Source organism: Coleofasciculus sp. G3-WIS-01 (assembly GCF_040223135.1).
Classification (GTDB): domain Bacteria; phylum Cyanobacteriota; class Cyanobacteriia; order Cyanobacteriales; family Coleofasciculaceae; genus Coleofasciculus.
In genome coordinates this window covers 1-25526 of the sequence record NZ_JAVJZI010000062.1, presented here as the reverse complement: position 1 = coordinate 25526, position 25526 = coordinate 1, and the positions used below count along the sequence as shown (strand labels likewise).

Annotated in this window: 18 protein-coding genes; 4 read left to right on the top strand and 14 right to left on the bottom strand. The window is 48.6% G+C overall.

The window, feature by feature from the left end; genetic code table 11:
• Positions 1-444: 444 nt before the first annotated feature.
• A complete protein-coding gene (locus tag RIM23_RS06365; RefSeq protein WP_446365459.1) occupies positions 445-1245 on the bottom strand; it encodes a DUF5829 family protein in 801 nt (266 codons plus the stop codon).
• A gap of 360 nt (positions 1246-1605) precedes the next feature.
• On the bottom strand, positions 1606-5571 hold the full coding sequence (locus RIM23_RS06360; RefSeq protein WP_446365457.1) for a PatA/PatG family cyanobactin maturation protease: 3966 nt from the start codon (positions 5569-5571) through the stop codon (positions 1606-1608).
• Between the two features lie 406 nt (positions 5572-5977).
• Here RIM23_RS06360 and RIM23_RS06355 point away from each other — a divergent pair, with 406 nt between their 5' ends.
• Positions 5978-6637 carry a hypothetical protein gene (locus RIM23_RS06355; protein ID WP_446365455.1) on the top strand — a complete coding sequence of 220 codons (660 nt, stop codon included), beginning with the start codon at positions 5978-5980 and terminating at the stop codon, positions 6635-6637.
• 313 nt (positions 6638-6950) lie between these two features.
• Here RIM23_RS06355 and RIM23_RS06350 read toward each other — a convergent pair whose 3' ends face one another.
• The 8 genes from RIM23_RS06350 to RIM23_RS06315 form a co-directional block, all read right to left on the bottom strand.
• Complete coding sequence (locus RIM23_RS06350) at positions 6951-7115, bottom strand: hypothetical protein (RefSeq protein WP_446365453.1); 165 nt, start codon at positions 7113-7115, stop codon at positions 6951-6953.
• A 2-nt stretch (positions 7116-7117) separates the two neighbouring features.
• Positions 7118-8068, bottom strand: coding sequence for a LynF/TruF/PatF family peptide O-prenyltransferase (locus tag RIM23_RS06345; RefSeq protein ID WP_446365451.1), 951 nt, complete (start codon positions 8066-8068; stop codon positions 7118-7120).
• A gap of 258 nt (positions 8069-8326) precedes the next feature.
• On the bottom strand, positions 8327-8524 hold the full coding sequence (locus RIM23_RS06340) for a microcyclamide/patellamide family RiPP (RefSeq protein ID WP_446365449.1): 198 nt from the start codon (positions 8522-8524) through the stop codon (positions 8327-8329).
• A gap of 214 nt (positions 8525-8738) precedes the next feature.
• Complete coding sequence (locus RIM23_RS06335) at positions 8739-11069, bottom strand: TOMM precursor leader peptide-binding protein (RefSeq protein WP_446365447.1); 2331 nt, start codon at positions 11067-11069, stop codon at positions 8739-8741.
• A 232-nt stretch (positions 11070-11301) separates the two neighbouring features.
• On the bottom strand, positions 11302-11517 hold the full coding sequence (locus RIM23_RS06330) for a cyanobactin biosynthesis PatC/TenC/TruC family protein (protein WP_446365445.1): 216 nt from the start codon (positions 11515-11517) through the stop codon (positions 11302-11304).
• 270 nt (positions 11518-11787) lie between these two features.
• Entirely contained in the window at positions 11788-12024 is a 237-nt protein-coding gene (locus RIM23_RS06325; protein ID WP_446365443.1) for a cyanobactin biosynthesis system PatB/AcyB/McaB family protein, read from the bottom strand.
• 126 nt (positions 12025-12150) lie between these two features.
• Positions 12151-14148 carry a S8 family peptidase gene (locus tag RIM23_RS06320; protein WP_446365441.1) on the bottom strand — a complete coding sequence of 666 codons (1998 nt, stop codon included), beginning with the start codon at positions 14146-14148 and terminating at the stop codon, positions 12151-12153.
• Between the two features lie 1462 nt (positions 14149-15610).
• Positions 15611-16822, bottom strand: a complete 1212-nt coding sequence (locus RIM23_RS06315; RefSeq protein ID WP_446365439.1) for an aspartate aminotransferase — start codon at positions 16820-16822, stop codon at positions 15611-15613.
• Between the two features lie 490 nt (positions 16823-17312).
• Here RIM23_RS06315 and der point away from each other — a divergent pair, with 490 nt between their 5' ends.
• Positions 17313-18698: a ribosome biogenesis GTPase Der gene (der, locus tag RIM23_RS06310; protein ID WP_446365437.1), complete on the top strand. Its 1386-nt coding sequence runs from the start codon at positions 17313-17315 to the stop codon at positions 18696-18698.
• A gap of 66 nt (positions 18699-18764) precedes the next feature.
• Positions 18765-19769 carry an energy-coupling factor transporter transmembrane component T family protein gene (locus RIM23_RS06305; RefSeq protein WP_446365435.1) on the top strand — a complete coding sequence of 335 codons (1005 nt, stop codon included), beginning with the start codon at positions 18765-18767 and terminating at the stop codon, positions 19767-19769.
• 519 nt (positions 19770-20288) lie between these two features.
• Here the strand turns inward: RIM23_RS06305 and RIM23_RS06300 are convergent.
• From RIM23_RS06300 to RIM23_RS06290, 3 genes are all read right to left on the bottom strand, one after another.
• Positions 20289-21188 (bottom strand): sugar phosphate nucleotidyltransferase, encoded by a 900-nt coding sequence (locus tag RIM23_RS06300; protein WP_446365433.1) that lies wholly within the window; start codon positions 21186-21188, stop codon positions 20289-20291.
• Between the two features lie 136 nt (positions 21189-21324).
• Positions 21325-22518 (bottom strand): D-Ala-D-Ala carboxypeptidase family metallohydrolase, encoded by a 1194-nt coding sequence (locus tag RIM23_RS06295; RefSeq protein WP_446365431.1) that lies wholly within the window; start codon positions 22516-22518, stop codon positions 21325-21327.
• Between the two features lie 458 nt (positions 22519-22976).
• Complete coding sequence (locus RIM23_RS06290; protein ID WP_446365429.1) at positions 22977-23132, bottom strand: hypothetical protein; 156 nt, start codon at positions 23130-23132, stop codon at positions 22977-22979.
• Between the two features lie 626 nt (positions 23133-23758).
• Between RIM23_RS06290 and RIM23_RS06285 the strand changes: the two genes are divergently transcribed.
• Positions 23759-24208: a hypothetical protein gene (locus tag RIM23_RS06285; protein ID WP_446358380.1), complete on the top strand. Its 450-nt coding sequence runs from the start codon at positions 23759-23761 to the stop codon at positions 24206-24208.
• 29 nt (positions 24209-24237) lie between these two features.
• Here the strand turns inward: RIM23_RS06285 and mltA are convergent, their stop codons facing one another.
• A complete protein-coding gene (gene mltA, locus RIM23_RS06280) occupies positions 24238-25416 on the bottom strand; it encodes a murein transglycosylase A (RefSeq protein WP_446365427.1) in 1179 nt (392 codons plus the stop codon).
• Between the last annotated feature and the right edge of the window lie 110 nt (positions 25417-25526).

Below are 25526 nucleotides of genomic sequence, written 5' to 3'. Positions count from 1 at the left end.
AAACCGAGCGAACCGTCTAGGTAGCGAATAAATTCGCCAGTCAAATAATTCGGATAACGTTCTACTATTGTGGTAATGTAAATACAAGTCGCGGGAGGGCATTCCGAGACTATAAACGGACGTGGAGAGGGTGTAAGACCTCATTTGGAGGCAACCTTCAGCGAAGCGTCAACCCCAATCAGCGACCACCCCGGCTAAAGGTGGAGTGGTGAGGAATCCCCCGCGCTCTTTAGCCGGGGGAGGATGTCACACGGGAGAATTAAAAGCCTTCTCTCTCTAACCCCCCTTTCTTCCCCCCTTTCTTCCCCCTTTCTTCCCCCCCTTTCAAAGGGGGGCTAGGGGGGATGGAGAGAGGTTTTCCAGAAAGGTTTTCTAGATCCTGTGAAAAGTAAGCTACACATTTGCCTGCCAAGGAAAGTCTTTATTTTTAAAGAATTGCTTCAGTTATCCAAATTGCCAAATTGCCAATTCTATACCTATTTTTAACTTGGCATTGTCACCAAATATGAATGTTTTTTCCGGATGCGGTTTATCTTTCATCGTGCAAACAACCTGGCGAATTCGATATCTTGGCGCAATGTTCTGGGATACTTGTACAGTAAAACCATCACAACTATAGATCGTCTTATCTCCTACGCCAGATGAGTGATAGCCAAAGGCTCGCAGCAGTAATCCGAGTTCCTCATGTTCCGATACAGTCAATTCAAGATGAACCTCTGATATGTCCTCAAATAAAGACGTTTCGGAAGTATCCAAGGTTTTCAGATACGCCGCACGGTCAAAGCAACCTGTAGGGGTAAGTTTGATGTTTTTATAGTCTAAATAATCCTGATGAAATTCCATTAACCACGCAGCAAAGGCTTCTCTCTCTGATGGGTTGAGAGTCAAGTAATGAAACCAGGGGACTTTTCCATATTCGGTGTGACGAACTTGCAAATCAGAAAACGTTTCTTTGGCGCCTAAGGCTCTTAGCGTTTCCGCTACACTATCAATTTGTCCTGCTTGTTGAGTATTGAACCCAATACCCGAAAACCCTTCCTTCAATCCTTCAGCACCCCCTGGAGGAAAAAGTTCAAGATAGGCATAGTTGCCCCTGAGATAAATTCCCGACCAACTTTCTGTATCCGTTTCTACGGTATCTCTGGATATTGTGCAGAATGATTGGTTAATGAAGTCGGATTGGGCGATTAATTCTAGAGTTTCTGTGTCGAGCGTAACATATAAATGATTAAATTCTATTCCCATGTTCGTAGTAGGGGCTTTAGCCCCAATATAAGTTTTCTTTTCATCAGGCTAATTCACCCAATTAGGTGTGCCGAGTAGAGACGCGCCATGGCGCGTCTCTAGCACAGTGCGGAAAGTCCTAATCGATGTGTCTACTGCTATACAGCTAAAATTTTAGGATTGATTGTAGGTTGGGTTGAGGAACGAAACCCAACAGAATCTAGGGCTAAAGCCCTTACTACAAGCCAAATCTAATCCACAAAATTAGGTGTGCCACGCCAGTAGAGTAACCCAACAGGGTAACGGTGGTGTTGGGTTTGGCTTACGCTCTACCCAACCTACAAGAACTACGAAAACTTGTTACAACAAATGACAAATGAATTAACTGACAGACTTGCCAGGGATTGACCAGCGCTTGATCCGACCAATGGTGACGGGCATATTCAGCGCCACATCTAGGGTAAACCGGAAGACTCGGCGCGATCGCCGACCGTTTTCGGGGTCAAAGAAGATCAGTAATACATCCCAGCAATCGCTGTTAATCCGACAATAGGGGCTTTTCTTCACCTCAATCGTGTCCAGTTGACGCTCAGAGGCGATCGCTTCGGCAAAGACAGAGGCGGATTGGAAGATGTTGGTGGCGGCGAAATTCAGGGCGCGATCGCGTGAGGTTTGTCCTAGGTTCCGCAAGTCGTGGTAGACGCGATTCAGGAAGGCGCTTAAGGCTTCCCGGATTAGGGGTTCTTGTTCGGGGTCAAATCGGTTACTAATTGCGGCTAGGGCAGCGTTTACTAGGGCGTTAACCGTCCAACCATACATCCCACGCACGTTATTTACGGTGACAACAGGGACAACTTCCCCGGAAAAGAGTTCCACGGTGCGGGTGGTGCGGTGAGCGGGTAGACTGATCCGCTCCACAAATTCATCGCTGGTTTCTGGCTCTAATTGCCCTGCTAACATTTGCAGGAACATTTCATAAATATCGTCAGCAAAGGGTCCTTTGGGTTCTAAAACATAGATGGTGTTTTGATCCAGGTTGAGTGTCCAGATTAGGGAGCGCCGTTCGTCGGGGTAGCGATCTAGGTGTGCTAGCATCTGGCGCGGATCGTAGGGGTCTGGCGGTACCATGATGCCGTCAATTTCGGCAGGTGCCATCAGTTGCTTGAATGTATCGCGGCGGGCATCATCGCCAAAGTCGTAGCCCAGGGTGCCAAGGGCGTAAACGTTACCGGAAAATGCGGTGCTGGCTTCAACGGTGGCGGGGTTGGCTGGTGCAGCATCGGAGTCAGCCGCCGCGATAACCGAGGCTTCTGTGGGTGTAGCGGGTTGTACGGCGGGGCTGGTGGCAGTAATGCTGGCGGGGGTAGGCATGGCATAACCAGGGCGTTCGGTGCGGGTTACTTGGTCGCCAGCAAAGGAAATGGTGACCGAGGGTTGCCCAAACAGCAGGTTCATTGCGCCTGGGATATTCACAAAGCCGCGTAGACAGCGTTCTGGTTCTTCGACAACATCGGGGTTGCAGGGAATGGCGGTGTTGAGGAGTGCCATGCGGACGGCTTCGGCATCGACGGGTTTGCCTTCTTGCAGTTGTAGGCTCATCAGTAGGGCAGAAATCCCTGTGATCAAGGGAGCCGCCATGCTGGTTCCGGTTAGGCGCACAGGTTTTTCGGTGCAAGGTTGCGCTCCGAGAATATCTTCACCGGGGGCGAGGATGCCTTCGTCGGTGTTGTTGCCGCCCCAGTTGCTAAAGTGAGTTGGTGTACCATCAATGTTGGCGGCGCCTACGGCTAGAGAACCCGATATCACCGCAGGCAGACACCAGCATTCATTGGAATTGTTCCCCGTGGGCGCGACGATTAAGACGTTGTTATCTTGGCATTTTTTAATCGCTTGGACGAGGATTTCTTCCCCTTCACTGGTTTGGGTGGGGCGACAAAAAGCACAGTGGATAATATTTGCACCTAATTCTAAGGCTAAGTCGAAGGCACGGGCTAAGTTAAGGGGCGACAGCAGATCCCCATAGTCCGCAGAAGTTACGGCATCGTGGGGCATATTGATGACTCGGCAGTTAGGAGCAATGCCGAAAACAGGGCTATGTTCTTGACCTACGATGTTACTGGTGACGTGACAGGCATGGTCGTTGAGTTCAACACGCGCTTTGATATCTTCTGGGAGGGCGGCGTTGAGCGCGTCTTCTTTCTCTTGACCCTTGAGTCCTTTGTCCCGAATGGCTTGGAATGTGGCGTAATCTTCTGGGCTGGGGGGTTCTGCGGGTTCATGCCAGTAGGGAACAACTTTAGAGACTTGGGCGCCGGCAAAACAGGATAATGTGTAGTCTGGGTCGCCGTCTAGAATTACAATCGTGATCCGGGGGTCGCCAAGGGTTTGGTTGTGGAGTTCCGCTAGTCCGGGGATGCGATCATCTAGGTCATGGGGATGGAGTGCCAGTGGTATTGGGGTGGCAGAACTCTCAATGTCACTGACTGAAACCGCCGCCGACTCCATTTCACTTTCCACACTATCGGATTCTACCTGGCTATCCCCAGCCTCTGATCCTGTGGGTTCAGATGAAGATGGGGTTAACTCAGATTCAAGAGATTCCACTGCATGACTGGATGGGTCTAGAGTATCAGTTGGACTCTCTGAAGCGTCTAACTCAGCAGACTCAGCCCCAGTTTCCTCAACTGACGCTGAGGTATTTTCCGACATTTCCCCAGCTTCAGTCGGATTAATTTCTGCTACTAACCCTGCTGGCTCAACCTCACTTGCCCCCATTTGTGCTTCAGCCGACTCGGATTCAGATTCAACCCCATCAGATTCAGTCTTACTGGCTGAGACAGTTGCCTCAGCAGACTCTTCTGAGTCATTCACCTCACTCGACTCCAGCCCACTGGCTTTGATATGACTGTTGGGCAAAGACCCAACCACAAATTCTCCTACGGCTGACTCTTCCACATAGTTTAGACCTGTCGCCTGACCAAACGCATCGCTATTCCCAACCCCCACTGCACAGGGAGCCAGACCCATACTGGTTGCCACTAAGTACAAGTTTTGCTGTAGCACCCCAACGTGCTTCAGCAGCACCTCATAACCGACAGAGCGATAGCGACGAAATAGCCGACCGAACCGTGCCGTAATCACTAATAGCACTTGTGGACGTGGACTCACCAAAATTCGGACAGAACTATAACCTAACCGATCTAAAATATCATCCTTCGATTCGACAATCTGCTCTACCTGGTGATTTAGTGGGTCGTAGTGATACACCCCTTGGTTCAAACCTTGACAATGCAGTATCACTGGATAAATTTCTAATTCATACATTGCCCCACCACCAGGATAGGGACGACGGCTCAATTCGCCATAGTCAACATCTGCTTCAAAACCGAGTATTTCTCGCCAATTCTTACCATACCACTCTTCTGTGCTAAGTAGTTCCTTGACACGGGCAGTGCGATACAGGAATTCTCCGAGTTGTTCAATGGTGATCGGATGGTTATCGTCATAGTATCGAACCGATTGTCGTGTTTCAATCGCTTCTGTGAGCGTGGCATCGTTACATATCAATCCTCCCAGATTCGGATGCGGCAGCGGCACAATCCGATCGCTCATGGGTGGCTTCACCACTGGGAAATCCGACCACTGGTCAATGCACCGCTTTTCATCCATTTCCCGATAGTCATGGCGACCTCTGCGACTGCGGCTGTGGAATAGCAAATTATGAAAGTCCCAAAGCTGAAGCGAGGGGGGTTCGGGATCAGCCGCCAGAAACCCCGCCGCCCATAACAAATTGAGGAACTGATAGGCGGTTTCGGGTCCCAGGTGGGGTGGTGGCGTCAGCGCCCCTAACGTTTGGGGTTGGGCGAGTTGAGCCAAGATTGCACTTGCTCGCCAATCGAGGAGTTTAATCCGAAACTTTGAGAGAGGGGACTCCAGCACCATTGTGCCGTCGTAGGGATGCTGATAGGCAAAGCGGGAGAGGGTGACAGGGGTTTTTGTCCAGTAGGGTTCGGTTAGATTCAACTCGGCGGAATCCACCATCGGAATCGCCACTGCCAGGGGCAAAACAGAGTAACTCAACCAGCCTCGCTCATCCAATTGTTTTAACATCAAGGCGAACTGTTCCCTAGCTGTCCCGCCATCGAGTTTGGCTAACCCTTGCATGAGAAATTCGGTGGTGGTGTTGCCCGCTTTGAGATGATCAAGAGCCATACTGATTCCGGGCGTTGTGGCAAGGGTGAGCCAAGCCGTCGGATCAGTTTCGGCTGATTGCAGGGTGTAGTGATCTCCAGTGCTTGTGATTTGGATATCGGGATTGAGAGAAACAGCGAAAGGGTGATTGCTCATGGATGATGGATAATGGGAAACGATGATTGGCTAAGTGAGTCAATGGCAAATGACAGTAGGCAATAGAGGATCAAGTTTCGATCCTCCCAACGCCTCTTAACAAGGGGAGCTAGAAATTCCTGTTTACCCTCATGTGGAGTCAAAAATTTATTCATCTGACTCCCCCCTTAATAAGCTACGGTTTACACACAAGTATCGGTTATGTCGTTTCGACACCCTAGATCCCCCTAAATCCCCCTTAATAAGAGGGACTTTGACTCCGGTTCCCCCCTTATTAAGGGGGGCTAGGGGGGATCTCAGGATTTGTTCAGTGTACCGTAGCCTTATTAAGGGGGGCTGGGGGGGAGCAAAAAGGGTAAGGGAAAGACGATCTGACATATATTTTATAACTTAAAGGAGAAATATTATGGCAGCCGCGATCGGCGAAATTATCAGAAATGGAATTTTATTTGATGTTAAGAATTGGAGCAGTTTAATGTCAGACGGTTATGATTTTTTTCAGACGGTTGAACAATTATTTGATAGGCTGACTGAACGAGAGATTCCTTATGTATTGGTTGGTGGGGTAGCTTTACTCAGCTATGTGGAAGGTCGCAATACCCAAGATATTGACCTAATCCTAGATCGGGCTGATCTTGATAGTTTACCAGAGATTGGTATCCAGAATGAAAATAAAGATTTCATTCGGGGAACCTTTAAGGGATTACAAGTTGACCTGTTATTAACCCAAAACAAACTCTTCCGACAACTATCGCAAGACTTTGTAACAGAACAGAGCTTCGGCAACCGACAAGTTCGCTGTGTCACAATAATAGGACTCCTAGTTTTAAAGTGTTATGCATTACCATCTCTCTATCGTCAAGGACAATTTAGTCGCGCCAGCATTTATGAAAATGATATCCTTTTATTGCTGTTAAACTATTCGGTTAATTTAGATGTAGTTATTAACATTTTATCAGACTATTTATTGGCAAGTGATTTAAACGAGGTAGACAGTATTTTAGGCGATATTCAAAGACGGATTCAACGATTTTCAACGCAGCAGCAAGCATTAGCGCAAGAGTAGGAAAAGAATAGTTTTAAATCATCGCGTTGTGGCAAGAGGGGGAGTAGGAGCTTGGGTTATGGAGCCCGTACATTTTTATTAGGGGTGAGACAGCCGGACATCATACGATAGAGGTATATGTGAGGTAAACCAAAATGTAGGGGCACCATCCTTGCGCCCTTACCGAACCTCGTCAAACTGAGAATTGCTATAGTCGTTTTCAGTTTTGATGGGAGCATGTCAGTTTTGCACAAAATATTCTCGTAGGTTGGGTAGAGCGCAAGCGAAACCCAACAGGCATACGATGGTGTTGGGTTTCGTTCCTCAACCCAACCTACTGGCGTGACACAGCTAAAATTGTGGAATAGATTTGACGATTTTCTGGGCGCACGCCGTGCGCCCCTACAATTCCTGGATGTAAGGCTAATCCACCAAATTCGGTGTGCCACGCCACTACAAAGGTGACATGCTCCTGTTTTGATCGCCTTGTCAGAGTCATGTTCAAGAAAAGTCATAATCTGGATGCGGTTGACACTCGTCACGTTGATCGTAGTAAAAACAAAAATTTTCTAATCGACTCTTCTCTAACTCTTGCTCTGTCACAGCAACAGCCGCATCTATGATGCAACTTTGACTTTTACAAAAATCATAGATTCGATCACCTATGCTGTTAAATAGAAAGTATTTGGGTATGTCTTTTATTTTTGTGAAATAAAAAAATAAGAGTGGCTTGGCATAGGCTTTAGAGAAGCATGGCATCAGCAGATAAGATCCCCTGAAAATGTAATTCGCTTTCTGTGAAAAGTATTTTTGTATGTAGGGTGTAAGATACTTTCCTCGGGTTCCTAATGTTCCAGGCACCGCTGGAGCGCAAGGACCTATATCGACTCGACTACGACCATCAAAGAAAAGTTCAAAGCCAATGACCATCGTATCTCTAATCAGTACCTGTGTTAATTCATCTGAGTAATAACCACCATCGAGAGCGATCGCGGTTCTGGCTAATTCTTCAGGATCTTCGTCGTTTTCGATATGGATATACAGCATCACACTGGAATCTTCAAGCTTTGAACCTAAGTGAATGCCAATCGTATTATTCATAATTTTACGAGAGCCATGATGTGCGGCGGCAAACTGTTCAAACGAGTTTCGATTAAGACGAACACCTAACCGGCTATCAACCTTATCTAATAGCTTAAACGCATGAGTTAGTGATTCTGGCCACGTCGTTCCCTGATCATTACAAACCTCATAACGTCCGGCTAGCAGTCGCCCCCCTTCAACTTGGCAAGAAGATTCCACACAACAAGAACCTTCTATCTCCAGAATAGCCTGTTCAAAAAGAGGGAGAGGGAAGGTTGGTTCAACATCAAAAGCCTCTTGATGAGTGCGGACAAACTGAAGACGGCGGTTTTTGAGCTGATTCTGTTGCAGCCTAGAAATTAGGGTCATAGTCTTAGTCAGATATAGTATCTAAACTTAATAGAGTGCCTACCTCTAAGAAAGAGTAAGGATTGTCTTATGATTAGCCCAAGGACTTAAAAGAAGACGAGGTAGATGAAGAAAGTCTACAAAACTTACAGATACACTAAAGTTTTGAGCGCAATTCAACATCTTTAACCTCGTCAACAATGTATAGCCTAGGAAATCACTGGAATGGCAACTGGAGGTTAACTCTCGTGCCACTCAAGTGATCTAAACCGTATATCCTTATTCGTAGGCACACACACAAGCGGTGAAAGACGCTTCCGCACCATCGTAGGCACACACACAAGCGGTGAAAGACGCTTCCACGCCAGTACCACCGAGAGCTTCCTCGGAGAGTTCAGCCAAGTAGCTGGGGAGTTTACCCGTGGTGCTACGGAACACGGGCTTGCCTTGTTGGGGCAGAATGTTTTTCTTGTCCATTGGACTAATCCTCATATTGTTGTTTACTTTGTTAACCCGTTAGGGTGGGTTAGTCCCCTTCCACCTTGCGGCGAAGCTTGTTAGTTGGCACCTGGTTTGAAGGGAATGATCAGTTGCCAATCAAATTCTTAACTATCGGGTGGATGCCAATTTTCAGCCACCCAAATTCGGCGTGATGCGGCAAGATTGGAGGCGCTAAAGCGCCCACTACGAACTAAAACGGTATATTCATCGGGTTCATCTGTGCCTCAGCCAGGGGCACCGTGCGCCACCCCAGCTTCACCGGCACGTCATAGAGTCGCCCTGGACCCAACCGTAACCATAAACCTCGCATTCCTGGTATAATCACCTTGACCACATTCAAACCGATATCCGGTCGTGTCTGGTCTAACACCAGGGTTTCTAGCCCTACCCCTTGGGCAATCTCCACACAAGTCATCACATCGGTATAGATGTCATCACTCCAGCGTTTGGGGTAATCCTGGGCAGTCTTCAGGGGCTGGGATGCATCGGGGACTAAACAGGGATGACTCGCTCGAGTCACTCCTAGCAGCCAGTCTTTCGACTCACCCTGAAGCTTATCGTCAGGAATTTTGTCCAGTTCCAGCCCAATTTGATTCACCTCAGTCAGGGCGCGAAGAATGGCAATTTTCGGGTCGAGGTGAGCGCCAAACCCAATCGCGATTCGTTCGGTTCCCACTGTGCGATAGGACAAACCTGCAAATGCCGGAATCCCCAAATCCGCCGTCAAATCCAGCACCCAGATTTCCCGGTTCTGTTTTCGGTAGAATTGCTGCAACTGAATAAAATACGGCTCATCAAAACTGCTCAAATCTACCCCAGGGCGGCTCAATTGGTTGTACCACCACAGCGCTACACTGTCGCGCTCCACCAGTTCCAGAAACCCTTGCAAAATTGCCTCTTCCAAGGTATTTCCTGTGGCATTCCCATTAGAATCCGCCTTACAGAAGCGCTCAGCGTCTGGCATGGGGTAGTGGTAGTAGCAAAAGGCAGTGGGGAGATATTTGTGCTGCTGCTGTGTCAAGGACCAAACCGGTGTCCAGTCAATCGCTTTACTGGCATCAAACCGATTAGGAATCCAGCGATAGGCGGCGGCTGAACCCTGGGCATTTAACTCATCCCGGTTGGCATATTGGGCGTCGCTAAAGTACAGCAGTGACTCCGGATGAAATGCCAAGTCTTTCAACTCAGCCAGGGTAGCCCGTTTCTGGGGTTCATCCCCCTGAAAGATACCGGAATAGCGCTCCACTGCCTCACACAACCCACTCGCCCGGGATTGGCTATCAGTTTTCCCCTTACCGGAACTCTTGTGTTTCAGGTTATTCCGCAGCCCCCGCAGGGAGGTGGCACTGCCGAAGCTATGCCCTGCCTTGTAAGTATGCACCAAGGGATTCGCGGGGTCAGAAATCCGCACCAGTTCCGTCACCACCCCTGTCACCGGACTAATTAGATGCTGATATTTCTGCACCGTCTGCTCTGGGGTAGTGGCACGATGACCGCCATCGCTGGTGAACTGCTTAGGACGCGACTCCAGTTTCAGCGGCTCAAACCCCCGCCGTTGCAAGAGTCCCGGCTCACCACAGGTGGGACATTGAGGACGCTTAATCAGGATATGGCGTTTCAACTCCAGAATCGTCTGGTTGAACGTGATAATCGTACCCTCTAGGGTGGGAAAGTATGCCGTTCCCGATGTCGTGGTATTGATATAGTGCTTAACCACCCACTTGGCAATCTCCGTCGCCGCCAACTGTAACCCCGTTTGCCGAGTTGAGGGCAGCGTCGCCCGTGCTGTAGGGAAGCAACCCAGCATCCCCTGCCCATTCTCACCATTACGCTGCTGTTGTGCCTGTTTTTGCCGCAACACCGATGACTCCACTTCCCGGTTGCCCCGGAGGGGATGGGCAAGACAATGCCAACACCCCGTCTTCCCCGGCACAAACACTGGACCCAACCACAGCACACTACCCACCGGCTTCACCAGCAGCCAGGGTTGCTGACGCTCTAAAGCCTGCTGGTTAATCGTCGCCAGTTCCGGTTGCAAATAGTCATCAGTTAAGACAACATTCAGTGCCGTTGGCGAATCCGCGTCTGGAGGTGTCACAGAAATGCCCACGTCCCCCAGCGCAGCTTTCAGCGCAGCCACCGTCACCTCACTAATCCCCTGACCCACCGTTGTCAGCGTCACCGACTGCTGTAGCCCCTGTGCCGCCACAGGTGGGGCAATCCCTAACTCACTCCAGAATGCCGCCACCTCCGGAGATAACTCTGGCGCCGCCTCGGTGAGATACCCCTTCTCTGCCAAGCGATTTAGCACATAGTCGATGTAGTCTGGGGGGACTTCCCCATCCAGCTTTTCCACAATCTGCTCAATGGTGTATTGCCCATTTAACAGGGGCAGAATCTGGCAGTAGAGTTGTCCGGTGAGGGCGTGGTTGCCCTGTTCACCGAGGAGATACACCTGCTTCGGCTCGATGATCTCCACATGGAAGTGGGGCTTAATTTGGGGCAGTGTCGTGGATTCCATAGCGCGAACAGTCAGTAATGAAGTGTGAGTGTAAGAAGGCAGAAGACAGAAGGTGGGGCGGACTTTTCACCGTATGTAGCACAAGGTGAGTGTGAATTGTGTAGGGGCGGGTTTCACTACTATCTTTTCGGTGACACCAGGATGTAACTAAACCCGCCCCGACTCAGCCAAAACCTTTGATATCCCGTAGGGTGGGCATTGCCCACCAGCCTCATCTGAGCGTGCCATTCGGTTAAGCCCAGATGCGCCCCCGACGGAAGGACTTGGATTTGCTCCCAGATTTTTTTGCCTGCTCCCTAGCGTAGTCCCACCAATAGGAGTAGTCTTGCAGCCCGGTCATCGACGTTGGCACGTAGGACTTTTGGGGTTCAGGCGTAGGCGTCTCATCGGCTGGAGGGGCTTCTGGCGCCTGATCTTCAGATGGTTGGCTGTTCGATTTCTTGCTCATGTTAATCTCCTTATAGATAGGGGTCTGGCTACCACAGATGATTCTGACTTTTCACGGGAAACCTAGAAACCTGAGTAGAGACGTGCCATGGCGCGTCTGGGCGGGTTTAGTTACATCCGGGTGTCACCGAAAAGATAGTAGTGAAACCCGCCCCTACACAATGGAACACTCACATTGCGCCACATGCTGTGAAAAGTCAGAACTATCCCTGGGTTGCAGCCGCCACGGTGCTTGCTTTTGGACGTGCTAAACTTTCAAACCATTAACTGATTAAAAGAAGCTTCCCATTCCGCCAAAGCCACCCCAGCCTGAGCTAGCACTTGAGTGCATCACTTGGTTAAAACTGCGGTTGGCATAGGCGGACGGATCGTTATAGTTAGCGCCATGGAGCAAATCCATGCGAATATGCACTAAATCTTCGAGCCGACCATTTTCCACATCCACGCATAGTGCTGGCTGGACGAAATGGGGTCGTTTGACCGGGGGAGACAATACAGGTAGTCGCATGGTTGAAAATCCTCCACATTTAACGTATAGAGTGACCAAGGGTGTAGGGTTCGGCATTCATCGTCGGGACACGGCACTGCCGTGCCTGTACAACTATCCCAACCCTCACCCAAATTTGGCTGTCCCTTAGTAAGGGGAAGACCAGGAACGGACTTCGCCCAAGGTAACCGGAACCAGGTCACTCACATCAATCGTAAATCGGAAAATCTTCTTGGCACGACGATTATTTTCCGGGTCGAAGAATTTCAGCTTCACATCCCAACAGTCACTATCCAGACGACAGAAGGGACTTTTTTCCACGGTGACACTATCGAGTTCCATCCCCACCGCAACCGCTTGGCTGAAGGTTTGCGCCGCTTGGAAGGCGTTGGTAACCGCAAAGTTAAGGGCGCGGTCTTGGGAGGTGGTACCCAAGTTGCGGAGGTCGTAGTAGATGCGGTTGAGGAATCCATCCAACGTCTGACGGATACGACCTTCATCCGCTGTTGTTTCCTCAGTTTGTACGGCTTCCATCGCCGCACTCACCAAGTTGTTCACCTTCCAGCCGTAGATGCCTCGGGTTCCCAGGGGTTCAATCACCGGGATAACTTGACCGGAGAAGAGCTTAACCGTGCGCTTGGTTAAAATACCCGGAATGCTGACGCGCTCCACGTATTCAGCATCATTTTCAGCTTGGATTTGACCCGCCAAAAGTTCCTGGAGAGCGCGGTAGGCATCGGCAGCAAAGGGACCCGTGGGCGCGATCGCATAAACTGGAGTCAGTTCAATATTAAGCGTCCAAATCAGCGATCGCGCTTCCGACATATTATCTCCCAGATAGTCCACCATCTGGCGGGCATCATAGGGGTTTGCCGGCACCATCGTCCCCTGAAAGTCAAAGGGCGGCATCAGTTGCTTAAATGAGTCCCGACGGGCTTCTGTGCCGAAGTCATAGCCCAGAGTTCCCAAAACATAGACGATTTCACCGAGAGAGGGGATCTCGCTGGGGGCTTCGCTGGCAGTAACGGAATGAGCAGTAAGATTTGGCATAGTGGGCATAGCAGGGGGTTGGGGTACAGAATTCATCAGGTTTTGCAGGTTGGGACTGTTTGTGGGCATTGCCCCTGGGGGTGCAGACGGGGCTGGCTGAGCGGTTGGGGCTTCCGTCCCACTCGTCAATCCCCCCCCACAACCGCAACCTGCGCCTTCCACGCCTGCTGCATCAACGGTGGCTGCATCAACGGCTGATGCAAGTTCCTCTGGCATAGTTCCTCCTGTTAGTAACGTTACAGCTCCAGATATGTTGAGTTTGCCCGCCAGACACCGCTGGGCATCAGCGGGCAGGTCAAAGTCACAGGGCAATGCACTCTGCAACAACACTTGACGCACTCTTTGGGGGTCAGGGGTTTCCCCCCGTTCCCGTTGCAGACTTAGCAGCAGCGCCGCCACCCCCGACACAATCGGCGTGGCAAAGCTCGTACCACTCAGCGTCTGAGTTCCCCCACCGGGTTTTGCCCCCAAGACATCTTTCCCGAGGGCAAGAATGCCTTGAGTCTTATAGGTGTCACCCCAGTTACTAAAGTCCAAGGGCTTACCGTTGGCATCCATGGCGCCAACAGCCAGGGCAGCGGGCAGGGCAGCGGGGACATGGAGACATTCGCAACCATTGTTACCCGCCGCCGCAATCAGCAAAACATTTTGCTGCTCACATAAGCGCACGGCATTCTCCAGCCAGCCGTCGGCTTCCCCAAAATCCGTGAGTTGACCGCCACTGATGTTGATAACGTGCGCCCCCGCGTTCACTGCCCGCTCAATGCCCCGCGCCAAGTCTAACTGGGATACACGGCGGCGATTATCGGAAAAGATGGGAACAATCACCCCTTGGCATTGCGGTGCAATCCCCGTCACCGGACTCCCCGGTTGACCAAAAATAATGCTGGAAACATGGGTGCCGTGAACCGACATATTACCATCCGGGCGAGCCTCCTCATTCACCAGAGACGGCAAGCGCGTCAGGGTTTTGCCGACAAAGCAGGGATGGGTTTGGTCAACGGGTCCATCCAATACGGCAATGCAAATATTATTATCACCCTGGGTCATCGCCATCAACTCCGGCAATGCAGGTATCGCCAAAACAGCAGACATAAATTAGTTAAGTCGGTGGGGACAATTAAAGTGAACGGTGGGGATCGTCATTTGTCATACTCGCTACCCTTGAGAAGCAAGCTACGTCATTTATCTTTGAGGGGTATTTACAGAACTAATATAGGTGGGTTTATTTTTATCAACCTATTTAGTTACTTCGGTCGCCCCACAACCCCTAAACGACTCGGACAAATTGAATATAAACTGTCAACGCCATTGGCGTTTAACGGCATGCAAACAGCTATTAATTTGCTATTCTATCTATTCTTTATTGCATCTTATTTTAGGTGTCATTTATTAATTCCATGTCATTATTTAATTTCATATATTTTTTATAGCATCCCTAACTAGCATTGACAACCTTTTGAGTTATTTAAAAAAACTTATATATCGATATATGGTGACAGGTGATCTGCTTGAAACCCTTATATAGTAAGGATTACATTGCTGAAACTGCCACAACCTCTTGAGGATTGCTATATCTATAAATTCTATTTGAGTTGTACACATACATTTAACCCACAAAACCCAAACTCATAAGCTAAAAGACTTGATCTACAAGCATTTTCACGCCTATTCAGGATCAACATATACCCTCTGTTATTTGTACAAATGATTTAGAAAAAACATTCTTTAATTCTTTTAAAACTATGGAATAATCAATTGACGTTGGCAACTTCATCTGAGTTGTCTAACTCATATAGACAACCTATAAAAACCCATCACAATCTTGGACATAGGAATAAGAAATTCCTTGTCAGCAACAAGTTACTCAAACGGCAATAACCGTGAGTTTAGGATAAGCTCTTAGGCATTTATGGTCTTGATCCGAAGCCCTAATGAGTAGGGGCGGCAAAAATCCCAATTTAAATGCCTGTTAACTTATTGTTTATTCTTTTGAGCTAGAAACACTGTTGATTAAGGGCTTGGTCACCAAGCCCCTACGGCGGCTTGCTCGCCTCTTGAACGATGGCTTCAGATCCCATTGGCGAAGCCTGTTCCTTCAGAACCTATGGCACTCAAACCCGCCAAAAACACCAACTTGTCAGTTGAATACGCCATTGATTGTGTAGACATGGCACAAAACAAATGCGGCACTGACCAGCCAAGTCACAACTATCGTACTTTAGTACGATGCTTGTTGTGCTAGTTGGTGATATGGGTGAATTCTTTCATCAGTCGGTTCACTTGACAAATACAACAGTTCGGTTTTGTAATAAAACTTTACAATCGTTGCCATTTGTCATGGGTCATTTAGTCGGGGCGGGTTTAGTTACTTATGGGTGCAACGGAAACGATAGCTGTCAAACCCGCCCCTACGACTGTCATCACTCTACATGGCTTCCCCATCTTCCCCATGGGGATTGGGCTCTCGCATTCGCGTTGAGATGTGAATAGAAAACCGATAGATTTGGGCGCGAATGCGAGAGCCCCTACGAATACCCCATCTCCCTCATCTTCCCTACCCCCCTCCAGAGGCTACAGGTTCGGGTTGATAGCGAATCCCGGCTTGCTTCAGACGTCGCAACACCTCAGCCAAGCGATCGCACTCTGCAATCAAACTCACCCGCACGTACCCTTCACCGCCGACACCAAAGGCATTTCCTGGCGTTACCACCACACCCGTTTGCTGCAAGACATCCAGAGCAAAATCCGTTGAATTGTGACCCGGTGGACAAGGAACCCATAAATACATCGTCGCCTTAGACTTAGGAATCTTCCACCCCAATTCAGCTAACCCTTGAATCAAAAAATCTCGGCGGCGACAGTACCGTTCTTGCACCTGATGCACATAACTATCCGGTAAATCCAATGCCGTTTCTGCGGCTGTTTGTAATACGGCAAAAATCCCGTAATCTAAATTAGTCTTTAACGTCCGTAATCCTTGAATAATATGGCGATTTCCGACAACAAATCCCACCCGCCAACCTGCCATATTATAAGTTTTTGATAAGGTATGAAATTCCACACCAATTTCCTTCGCGCCAGGAATTTCTAGTAAACTCGTCGGTTGATAGCCATCAAATGCCAGTTCCGCGTAACATAGATCATGCACCAACAGAATCGAGTAACGACGGGCAAAGGCAACAATCTCCTCAAAAAACTCACGGGGTGCCGTCGCCGTTGTCGGATTACTCGGATAGTTAAAATAGAGAATCTTTGCCCGTTCGGCAATCTCGTCAGGAATAGCGGCTAAATCAATTAACCAATCATTTTCCGGCTTGAGGATCATACTGTGAATTTCTGCCCCAGCAATCATCGGACCTCGGAAATGAGCCGGATAAGCTGGACTCGGCACTAAGACTAAATCCCCTGGATTGACATAAGCTAGGGCAAGGTGCGTCAATCCTTCTTTAGACCCCAACAGGGGTAGGGCTTCGCTATCGGGATCGAGAGTAACTTGATAGCGGCGGTGATACCAACTGGTAATGGCTCGGCGAAAATTCGCTGTGCCTTCAAAGGGGGGATAGCCGTGGTTACTCGGATAATTTAGGGCTTTGATGGCTGCTTCAATAACTGGTGCAGGTGCTGAACCGTCAGGATTCCCCATCCCTAAATCAATTAAATCCAACCCTTGCTCACGGGCACGGGCTTTGAGTTCATCCAAACGAGCGAACACATAGGGGGGCAGTGCGCTCAGACGCTTTGCTGGGGTAATCCAATCTAAGTTCATTTAAAAATGCAGCCTTCCTAAACTAGAAAATTATATCGGCATTATTGGGAAATTGCCCAAGCTCCCAGAACTTTAGCCCCTAGAACATCGGTTTAATAATCCTTGTGCCGGTTTCGAGACTTCCGGTGAAAAGTCAGCTATTAGTAGCTAATTTCCTCGCCGTCCACAAGTTTACAGATAAGCGATGGTGAAAGCCCCCACGTTTTTAACCAGGGGAATGTCAAATAAGCTAACAAGGTAAGTTGAAACCAATTCTCCTCATGATGAAGTTCAGGAGTAAAGTAGGTAGTCATCAACAATTTTTGCTTACTAAAACGCAAAAGATGAACAAGAGTTATCACGTTGTGCATAAGCTTGATGACATTCTTGAAGGTTTAACTCTCGAATAGCGAGTATGACCAATGAACATCTCCCCTGCCACTACCCCTAACCTCGCTACAATAAGAAGACTGAAGCATAATGCTTCCTATAAGTAAGGGGGATAAGGACGATGGTTTTGCCCGTAGTTGCTGTAATCGGACGCCCTAATGTGGGCAAATCAACCCTTGTCAATCGGTTGGCAGGGGTGATGGATGCGATTGTCCATGATCAACCGGGAGTCACGCGCGATCGCACCTATCGTCCAGCCTTCTGGCAAGACCGCGATTACGTGGTTGTAGACACGGGGGGCCTGGTTTTTGATGATGATACCGAATTTTTGCCCCTGATTCGAGAACAGGCAATGGCAGCCCTGAGCGAAGCCAGTGCCGCTATATTAGTGGTCGATGGTCAAATGGGTTCCACCGCCGCCGATCACGCGATCGCAGATTGGCTACGCCATCACCCTGTCCCCGTTGTCCTGGCTGTAAACAAGTGTGAATCCCCCCAACAAGGACTGATCCAAGCCGCTGAGTTTTGGGAACTCGGTTTAGGCGAACCCTTTCCCGTTTCCGCGATTCACGGTGGAGGAACCGGGGAACTCCTGGATCAACTGATTACCTATTTGCCCACAATGGGAATGCTTCCCGACACCTCAGAAATCAACGTCGCCATTGTCGGGCGTCCGAATGTGGGTAAGTCCAGCCTATTAAATGCCCTAACCGGAGAAAAACGCGCGATCGTCAGTGCCATTTCCGGTACCACCCGCGATGCTATTGATATGGTCGTCGAACGCCCCGGTAATCCAGAAACTGGGAGTGCACCCCAAACCTATCGTCTCATTGATACTGCCGGGATTCGCCGGAAGAAAAATGTCGAATATGGACCGGAATTTTTTGGCATTAATCGAGCCTTCAAAGCCATTCGCCGTTCCGATGTGGTTCTGTTCGTTGTTGATGCCCTAGATGGTGTCACCGAACAAGACCAAAAACTCGCTGGACGCATTGCTGAAGACGGACGGGCGGCGGTGATTTTGGTGAATAAATGGGATGCGGTTGAAAAAGATACCTATACGATCTACGAACAGGAAAAACTGATTCAAGACCGCCTCTACTTTATCGAATGGGCGCCAATGATTTTTGTCAGCGCCTTGACAGGAAAACGAGTAGACAAAATTCTCGATTTAGTGGATAGTGTCGCCGAACAACATCAGCGCCGCGTCAGTACATCTGTGATTAATGAAGTCCTCCAAGAAGCCATTAACTGGCATTCACCTCCCACCAACCGCCAAGGGCGCCAAGGCAAAATTTACTACGGTACTCAGGTCAAAAGTAAACCGCCAACGATTGCCCTATTTGTCAATGATCCGAAACGGTTTAACGACAACTATCGCCGCTATATTGAGCGTCAATTTCGTCAACAACTGGGTTTTATAGGTACACCCTTGCGTCTGTTATGGCGTGGGAAGAAAGTCCGCGAGGTTGAAAGCAGCAATGCTAATCGAGCAATTCGGGTTTAATTAGTCCTATGTCCTATGTAAATATTCCTCAAACCCTGATAAATGACGAATGACAAATGACCAACTATGGACTTACTGCGATCGCTCCCGTTAGGGCTATACCTGGAACAACCTGTAACTTGGCTACATCACCTGGATTCGCGGGTAAAATTCATTTGGTTAATGAGCTTTTTGGCAGTACCCTTATTAGCTAATCCCTATTGCCGTTTGGCAGTTGTTGTGCTACTCATTTTGCTGACCCTCTCAGCCGCTATTCCGTTGCGGGTTTGGCGTCAGCAAATGGGTTGGCTGCTGATGCTATCGGTGTTTGTATTTATTCTCACTGCGATCGCACCCGATGGATTGGCGGTTGATCATCAGCCTCGGCTTCCTGAGGCGGACATTATCCTGGCTGAGTCGGCTGAAACCTCGGTGCAGGCATCGCCTCAACCTAGACCCTGGTATAATCCCTTTGGTATCGGACGGGAATTGGCTCCAGAGGCTTCTTTTAGTGAAACAGTTATCCTGACCAATTTACCCCAACCGACGGACTACAGCTACATTCTCTTGGAAGCCGGTCCAGTTACGATTACCCGTCGCTCATTAGATCTGGCGGTTCGGGTAAGTACGGTAATTTTTACCTTAATTTATAGTACCAATCTTTACTTGCTCACCACCGCCCCAGAAGAAATTACCGCCGGGTTAGAAAGCCTCATGCTCCCCTTACGGCGTCTGAATATTCCGGTTACAGAAATTGCCCTGACGTTAACCTTATCCTTGCGTTTTATTCCCTTAGTTTTGGAAGAAGTCCAAAATTTAGTCCGTTCCATTCGGACTCGGGCGATTAACTGGAAAAAGTTAGGGGTTCGCCGCAGCGCCCAAGTTTGGATCATGGTAACAGAACGGTTATTAGAAAATCTACTCATGCGAGCCGATCAAATTGCTAAAGCCATGACAGTGCGAGGCTTTACCAGCCCTAACCAGCATCGCGTCCAATGGCACCAGCTTCGTTTACACTGGGGTGACTGGATCGCGATCGCGAGTTTAGCGCCGTTTTGGGTAGCCCGGTTGATTTGGGGCGGAATGGGATGATGAAGGAGAGGATTTGTAGGGGCGGGTTTTACAGATAACTTATGGCTACACACTGATAACTTAACTAAACCCGCCCCTCGAGGGAAGCGGTTGGGTTGACGAAAGGAAACCCTTCACCCTCATCCCCTAACCCCCATCCCCCCTAACCCCCATCCCCCCTAACCCCTATCCCCCCTAGCCCCTATCCCCCCTAGCCCCTATCCCCCCTAGCCCCTATCCCCCCTAGCCCCCCTTTGAAAGGGGGGGAAGAAAGGGGGGGAAGAAAGGGGGGGAAGAAAGGGGGGGGAAGAAAGGTGGGTAAAAGAAGGGGAACTTTTCTCTTGTTTATTGTACCTGCACGCATTCACTGTAGGGGCGCATCGACATGCGCCCTTTGTATCAACATGCTACTATCAAGACTTAGAAATTGAGGATATTCGTGCTTGCTTGGGTTATGCGATCGCACTGTTTGTAGTAGGCACTTTAGTGCCTTAAAATTAGGTTAATAAAGAATGAAGGGCTCGCATCCCTTACTACAAACTACGAACAGCGATAATCCTGACCAAAATTAATCAGAGTTTCTCGATAAAACTCTGGCATTCCGGTATCAAAATATCGCCCTTTGACCCAATATCCGATCAATTCCTCGTCTTGGCGTAAGGTATCCAAACAAGTAGTTAACTGAAATTCACCCTTATAGCGCCGATTCTGGTTAATACTATCAGCGAGAATATCAAAGATTTTCGGCTTGAGTACATACATGCCAAAAATCCCCAAAAACTTATCCTCCGCCATCCCTTCCACACGCAGATGCGATCGCGCGTAATCCAGATCGGGTTTTTCACAGACTTGTGTCACCGCTAAAACTGAATTAACCTCTTGCCAAACTCCCGCCACACAACCCGCTTTATGAATAATCTCAGCAGACATTTCTGTCAAACCAATTACACTTTGACCGATTTTTTCATAAATCTCTAGCACCTGACGAGTACAAGGAATCTCTGTATCCGAGACATACAGATGATCGCCGAGTAACAGTAAAAATGGCTCTTGATTCACCCAATCTTTGGCACAGAATACTGCATGACCGTAGCCTTCTTGCTCCGCTTGGGTCAAAATAGTAATACGCTCTCCCAACTCTTGCAGATACTGACAATACTCCTGATTTTGATCAGAGAGTTTGTCCCAGAGTTCTTGTTTAGGGGGAGTTTTAAAGAACGCCTCAAAAATGGCGCGATCGCTCGGTTGCACCACAATCCCGATTTCTTCGATCCCGCCACGCCTTGCTTCCTCCACAATCGCCAAAATCACTGGCTTAGTTCGCCCATCGCGATCAATAATAGGAAACAGTTCTTTTTTCACAACCTTTGTCGCTGGAAATAGACGAGTGCCAAATCCGGCGGCGGGAATTACGGCTTTACGAACAATCTGGCTGGACATGATCTAAAGTATGAATCCAATAGATAATATGGCTGGCATATAAATAAGTGAACCAACCCAAGCCCAGACAGCTTGGGTTGAGTTTTTTCACCCAACTTCAATCAACACTGAAGCATCAACAAGTGACAAAATTGGATCAAAATCCGTAGCTCCACCGAGCGCGATACCCTCTTACATCAATATGAGTAAAACAGCTTGCACTGGCGAGTCCACCCCGACTTCCCCACCAGGATTCTAGGCGCTGATTGACTTGGGGTGGGGAGATCCCTTGAACCACAAAATCCACCGCATCACCAACTAAATGTCTAGATTTTGTTGCCCCTCCTGCTTTACGATTTGAGACAGGGTCACGATACCAGGAATTGATGCTAATCGGACGAGCGCCCAAATATTCTCTCACTTCTTCCATCACATGAGCCACTCTCAAAATCCCCTCAACCACCTCATTATTAACAGGAATCCTTGAACCATTCATGGTTGCTTCCGCCCAACTAAAATGTCCACCTTCAAGAATTGGATTCCCCAGATAGACTGTTCCTAATTTGGGTACGGTGATGGGACGTCCTTTATTGGGTGAAGCAATTGGAGTTTCTGGTGCTTCTGCTTTATCGCTGGGGCGGTTATTCGGTTCAGTTCCCTGAATTTCAATATGTTCCTTGAAAACGTACCAATCAGTCTGATTATTCTGCCCTAACAAAACCCCATCCGGTAAAAGGACTTTGACGTGTCCTCCATCAGAGGGTTCATCCTCGATAATTTCCAGGCGAGTACCCCCTTTTACGGTGATTTTCTCTTCGGGTTTGAGCCGAAATGATTGATCTGGTCGCGCTTTAAATACTGTATCGGATAAGATCTTGATTTTAATGCCGGTTCCCGGTTTAGGGATATCAATGATTTTTTGGGACTGGAGATAGTAAATAATAGCCGCCGCGCCAATGCTGCTAGAGGGATGCTTCAGAACAGTGGTACCCCCCCAAACCCATTCGGATTCATCTCCGGCTCCATGTCTGAATCCATTCCACAAGTCAAACCCCCACAGATAGGCTCCGAGGGTGCGCGTTCGGGCTTTGTGGAACTCCTTAGCCAGTAAAAGTTCTGTCACTTTCTTCACAAATAAGTCCGGTTCGCGGAGATTCCACTCGCTGTAGTGGATAACCGCCGCAAACCACCACGGAATACCTGTCGCTTGTTCAACGGTTTCGTAGTGTTGTCGCAAATCCTTCATTCGCTCGACAATTTGCTGAACTTCGGATTCTTTTTCTTTTTGTAAGTTACAGGTCAGGAAGGCTTTTTCGTAGTTAGGCAAGAGTGTCTTGAGGCGAAAGTCCATAGTTGTGTTTAGCCCTTTTGGCACAATTTACTCTAGCTAATATTTTACTCTGCTCGAATCGAGTTTGGTACGGCTTCGGGGGTTAAATGTCTCTTGTTATCAGAGTTTCAGCGTTTTTAAGGGGTGATAAATTTATACTAATTCTCTATGATGTTGCGCCTTATTCTACCGAACTGTAGTCTCCCCTTGCTCAGGGGGAACGGCGATAGCTTGGAGGGGTGTATTCGTTGCAGGATTTAACAGAAATGGTAGTACGCCTTGCTGCAAGCTGTCATACATTGAATTCGATAAGTGAGGCTGACGGGGAAGGAGACGGGCAGAGGGGTTGACGGTTTTTATTAAAATGGCTTCATCCGCAATTTACTGGGCAGCGTATGACTTGGTGAACTGGCTTAGACATTGATTCTGGCACTCACTCCTTTTTTTCTGACCAATGTTTAAAAACAATCACACTATCACTACTCTTTTTTTAAAGCTCCTAGTCCCCACAAACAGATACCATATATCCCTAAATAAGCCCAAAGTTCTAACTCGCCACTCACTAACAACCAAGTCATCACTAAAGGGAACGTGATGGCTAGCATGATCACGGGAGTATCATAGTCTAAATTCATTGCTTTTATCTGGATTCACAATGCTATTTTGGGCATTTAAATCGCTAAGACTAATGTGGCAATACTAATATAGCTTGCTATTTTCTATAAAACGAGTATAAAAAAGCTCCAAGGCTCCCGCATCCCCTGGCTTTCCCGTGCAAAAAACGCTCTCGCATCCTCTGTCCTCCCCCATGGAACAAAAAGCTCTCGCATCCTCTGGTCTCCCCCTTTTTAAGGGGGACGGAAGGGGGATCTATTGGGGGACGGAAGGGGGATCTATTGGGGGACGGAAGGGGGATCTATAAGGGGAACCCTGAGGGGGACGGGAGGGGTGGGAAGGGGACGCCTGAAAGCCCCTCCAAATAAAAATATATTCCGCTTCCCTCCTAGAGAGGCGGGCAGGGGTTGGGTGAGGGGCTTAAGGCAGTGCCATCCAACTAGAATTTAGTATCATAAAAATCCTTCGTTGTGGGAAACCCTGTGTCCCTTCGCTTCGCTTATCGGGCAAGCTTTAGACCGGGGTTGCTTACTCAAGTTATGATGATTTAAATAACATATTACCTGTTGCCTCTCCCATTTGGCAAAATTGGGATAGGCAGTGTCCAATACCATAGCGCTGATCCCTTAACTCTTAGTGAACCGTTATGTCATCACCTGATCTGGATGGATTTATTTTAAGTCAGCAATACCAACTCAAAGCGACTTTACAAAGTCTTCAGTTGACCTGTCAAGTGATTCAAGATTATGACCCGGATAATCAACTTTGGCAACAAAACCGATCGCAAGTTCAGCAAATGCTACAGTTTCTGGAAAACGCGATTGAGGTATATATCCAAGACTTTTCACCCGATTCAGAAAAACGCATCCAGTTTTGGGAAGGCTGTTCCTTGGGAAAATCTCATAATCGTATTCTCCACCCCAGCCAACCCCCCAAACCATTAGTTGAGGTACTCAAAGGAAACGGTGATCCCCAAAATCCCTTGCATCTGGGCTTGTTAGTGGGTTATCGCTTTGCTACGCTCAAGCGTTTCCTATCTCGTTTTGAACTACCTGAAGATATGGACATTGATTTAGCGGCGGCTACCTTCGGATAGAACGTGGCTTCTTATGTCTCAATCCCCAGTTACCTAGAATCTTTCAACAATAAATAGTATAGGTTTCCATTACCGCTAATTACTCCTGCGCGATCGCCAGCGAGAACACCTGTTCCCATAAATATATCCACTCGTCCAGGTCCTTTAATCGCACTCCCAGTATCTTGATCCAGAACATAGCGACTCACCCAACGGGATTCGAGTTGCCCTTGGACGTTAGGATAGGGGATGCGAGTTTGAATTAACGCCAAAGCGCCAGGAGGCATTAAGGATTTATCGGTGGCGATGGATCGTTCGGCTGTTACAGGCACACCCAGGCTTCCAGTAGCAGGTGCGCCATTGGTTTCCCGGAAGAAGACAAAACTTTGATTCCGGGGTAAATATTGATCCAGTTCGCTGGGAAATTGACTGAAATAATCAATCAAAACCGGTAACGTTAACCCCTCAAGGGGCAACTTACCATCTTTGACCAATTCTCGCCCCACACTGGTATAGGGGTAATCAGTTTTACCCGCATAACCAACCGTCATCAGACTACCATCTGACAATTGTAGACGGGCAGAACCCTGAACATGAACCAAAAATGCCTGGAAGCGATCGCGCAACCAGACGAGTTCTAATCCAGACAGAGAACTACTTCCGCCAAACCCATCGACTCCTTCTAAATCAGCGCGAGTCGGGTGAGGCTTCCTCCAGTTATTGAAGTTCGTCGGTAAACGGTAAAGGGGATAGCGATACTCTGCACTAGGGGTGCGACTGGCAGCATAAATTGGTTCAAAGTACCCCGTAAATAAGACTGTTCCTTGATCATCATTGCCCACCGACTGGTAAACCTCAAACTCACGATTCACCGCCGCTTGTAGTTGGGCTGGAGAACTGGATGTGAGTAGGAGTTGACGAAATCGTACCAGAGAACGGCGCACTCGTTCCAGGGTTATCCCTGGGATGGGATAGGTTTGGTACGTCGCCGCCGCTTTAGGCGTCGCCAGATAGCGCAGACTATGGTCAATCGACTTAAGTAAAGCTTGCCGATCCCCCGGCTGTTCAGGAGTCCCCCAGAGTTGCTCATCGAACCCTAGAGAGTCCAGTGTCACCGATGAAGTATCGGGGTTTATTCGTTCTAGAGGAACATTAGGAACAGCCAAACTGCTGCCACTGAACAGCATTATCCCTAAACTCAGGGATAGACTCGTCAGTTGTTTTCTCATGCTGTTGACGCTCCTCGCCTTAAAAGTGCGAGGATTCTTGGTTCTTAGACACACCTTACAATTATCTATCCTTGCGGCAATCCTTAAACCAAAAGCCCGTAGAAAACTAC

What these genes read in the sequence shown, in the direction of transcription:
- RIM23_RS06320 (WP_446365441.1), bottom strand. Translation starts at nt 14,148, where the DNA reads ATGTCTGCTGTTTTGGCGATACCTGCATTGCCGGAGTTGATGGCGATG.
- RIM23_RS06295 (WP_446365431.1), bottom strand. Translation starts at nt 22,518, where the DNA reads ATGGACTTTCGCCTCAAGACACTCTTGCCTAACTACGAAAAAGCCTTC.
- mltA (WP_446365427.1), bottom strand. Translation starts at nt 25,416, where the DNA reads ATGAGAAAACAACTGACGAGTCTATCCCTGAGTTTAGGGATAATGCTG.
- RIM23_RS06340 (WP_446365449.1), bottom strand. Translation starts at nt 8,524, where the DNA reads ATGGACAAGAAAAACATTCTGCCCCAACAAGGCAAGCCCGTGTTCCGT.
- RIM23_RS06290 (WP_446365429.1), bottom strand. Translation starts at nt 23,132, where the DNA reads ATGAATTTAGACTATGATACTCCCGTGATCATGCTAGCCATCACGTTC.
- RIM23_RS06305 (WP_446365435.1), top strand. Translation starts at nt 18,765, where the DNA reads ATGGACTTACTGCGATCGCTCCCGTTAGGGCTATACCTGGAACAACCT.
- RIM23_RS06325 (WP_446365443.1), bottom strand. Translation starts at nt 12,024, where the DNA reads ATGCGACTACCTGTATTGTCTCCCCCGGTCAAACGACCCCATTTCGTC.
- RIM23_RS06300 (WP_446365433.1), bottom strand. Translation starts at nt 21,188, where the DNA reads ATGTCCAGCCAGATTGTTCGTAAAGCCGTAATTCCCGCCGCCGGATTT.
- RIM23_RS06335 (WP_446365447.1), bottom strand. Translation starts at nt 11,069, where the DNA reads ATGGAATCCACGACACTGCCCCAAATTAAGCCCCACTTCCATGTGGAG.
- RIM23_RS06330 (WP_446365445.1), bottom strand. Translation starts at nt 11,517, where the DNA reads ATGAGCAAGAAATCGAACAGCCAACCATCTGAAGATCAGGCGCCAGAA.
- RIM23_RS06355 (WP_446365455.1), top strand. Translation starts at nt 5,978, where the DNA reads ATGGCAGCCGCGATCGGCGAAATTATCAGAAATGGAATTTTATTTGAT.
- der (WP_446365437.1), top strand. Translation starts at nt 17,313, where the DNA reads ATGGTTTTGCCCGTAGTTGCTGTAATCGGACGCCCTAATGTGGGCAAA.
- RIM23_RS06360 (WP_446365457.1), bottom strand. Translation starts at nt 5,571, where the DNA reads ATGAGCAATCACCCTTTCGCTGTTTCTCTCAATCCCGATATCCAAATC.
- RIM23_RS06365 (WP_446365459.1), bottom strand. Translation starts at nt 1,245, where the DNA reads ATGGGAATAGAATTTAATCATTTATATGTTACGCTCGACACAGAAACT.
- RIM23_RS06285 (WP_446358380.1), top strand. Translation starts at nt 23,759, where the DNA reads ATGTCATCACCTGATCTGGATGGATTTATTTTAAGTCAGCAATACCAA.
- RIM23_RS06315 (WP_446365439.1), bottom strand. Translation starts at nt 16,822, where the DNA reads ATGAACTTAGATTGGATTACCCCAGCAAAGCGTCTGAGCGCACTGCCC.
- RIM23_RS06350 (WP_446365453.1), bottom strand. Translation starts at nt 7,115, where the DNA reads ATGACTCTGACAAGGCGATCAAAACAGGAGCATGTCACCTTTGTAGTG.
- RIM23_RS06345 (WP_446365451.1), bottom strand. Translation starts at nt 8,068, where the DNA reads ATGACCCTAATTTCTAGGCTGCAACAGAATCAGCTCAAAAACCGCCGT.